Source organism: Reichenbachiella sp. MALMAid0571, assembly GCF_040151475.1.
Taxonomy (GTDB): domain Bacteria; phylum Bacteroidota; class Bacteroidia; order Cytophagales; family Cyclobacteriaceae; genus CAXBNB01.
Window position 1 is genome coordinate 1 of record NZ_JBDKWG010000004.1, and the last position, 1,648, is coordinate 1,648.

A 1,648-nucleotide genomic window follows, 5' to 3' on the forward strand; every position below is an offset into this window, starting at 1 on the left:
TTAGGTACTTGTTCACATGCTTTTTCAATGATTGTTTTACTTTTTTTTCATAACTTCAATTCTTATTTTGTGAACTCCGAAGTTAGAAGTTCTTTGGCATTCCCCGAAGGGCTTCCGACGAAGGAGGTTCGTTCAACAATGTCTAAAAGCAATAGAGGTTTGGGTGTAAACTCGAATCGTTTTTGCTTTTAATTAAGTATCTTACTATACAAAAAGCAAGAGCATTAAATCCGCGCTGCTCTTATACTAACCGTTGTAAGACATGCGACAATTAAGAAATGTCATAAGACTTTCTTTTGGTAAATAAAGATTACATGAAATTATCACTGCCTCTCTTTATTCTTACTTACCGAACAATTATAATTCACGGAATTATATGGAGTACGGCCTTCACTACCATTAGCATAGTCCTGAATTCAGATAAGGGTTATCCAAATGAATTTGAAATTATCTCAGGTTCATTGTATTTAATATTATTCTATCTCAATACCTTATTGATTTATCCATATTTGATGAATAGAAAATACTGGTGGCTATATATTGTTTGCTTCATATTCATCATATTTGGGATTTATCATATTAAACTTTTCATACTTGGGCTTGCTGAGGTTACTATTAAGAGTTCAATGAAGCCAGGCCTGTTTTTGCCAACAATTTTATTTTTCTTCTTGAGTTCTATTTATAGAATAATACACGACAGTGACCAATATGAGAAAAGACTTAGGGAACAGCAAGCACTGCGGTTAGAGAGCGAACTTAAATTTTTACGATCTCAAATCAACCCTCATTTTTTGTTCAACGTCCTAAACGGGTTGGTCTCAATGGCCAGAAAAAAATCGGAGCATCTGGAATCATCACTCATCGAGTTGGCCTCCCTGATTAGATTTATGCTATACCACTCAGGTAAAGAAAAGGTGCTCCTCTCAACGGAAATTGAGTATTTAAGAAGCTACATTGCACTTCAACAAATGAGATTCGGAGAAGATATTACAATCAATCTTAAAATCAGTGAGGTTGAACAGGAGTGGAGAATAGAGCCAATGCTGCTGATTCCCTTTGTGGAAAATGCTTTCAAATATGGTATTGGTAACATACCAGATCCATTTATTAATGTCTGTTTAGAAGTCAAGGGAAAGACTTTACATTTCTCTATTGAAAATAAATTCAATCCGGATCATGATTTGGTGAAGGATGAGAATTCTGGCATAGGATTATCGAACGTAAAAGAGCGACTGGATCTGTTGTACAAAGATCAATATGTGTTGCATATGGAAGACCATGACTTTAAATTCCTGGTAAACTTAAAATTAGATTTACATGATTAATTGTATAGTCGTTGATGATGAAAAACCAGCCCGTGACCTCATAATAGACAATATTCGGCATGTGCCATATTTGGAGCTCGTGGGCGAGTGTAAAAATGTCTTTGAAGCTCTTGAAGTATTGCAGCATGAAAAGTTAGATTTGATCTTTTTAGACATTCAGATGCCAGGGGTTGATGGCTTGCAGTGGACTTACAACAAAAAACCGGACAAAAAGTTAAGCGCATATTGAACAATTAATTTTCCCATATTGTTCGGGGGTTTTATACCCTAGATATGAGTGTTTTCTTTTACGGTTGTACCAGATTTCTATAAACTCAAACACA

General features: G+C 35.2%; 2 protein-coding genes. Both read left to right on the forward strand.

Features of this window, described 5'->3' with window-relative positions:
- The first annotated feature begins 626 nt into the window (after nt 1–626).
- Nucleotides 627–1,325, forward strand: a complete 699-nt coding sequence (locus AAOP42_RS00020) for a sensor histidine kinase (protein WP_349526403.1) — start codon at nt 627–629, stop codon at nt 1,323–1,325.
- Nucleotides 1,318–1,554, forward strand: coding sequence for a LytR/AlgR family response regulator transcription factor (locus tag AAOP42_RS00025; protein ID WP_349526402.1), 237 nt, complete (start codon nt 1,318–1,320; stop codon nt 1,552–1,554). Before AAOP42_RS00020 ends, AAOP42_RS00025 begins: the two co-directional genes overlap by 8 nt.
- Nucleotides 1,555–1,648 lie beyond the last annotated feature (94 nt).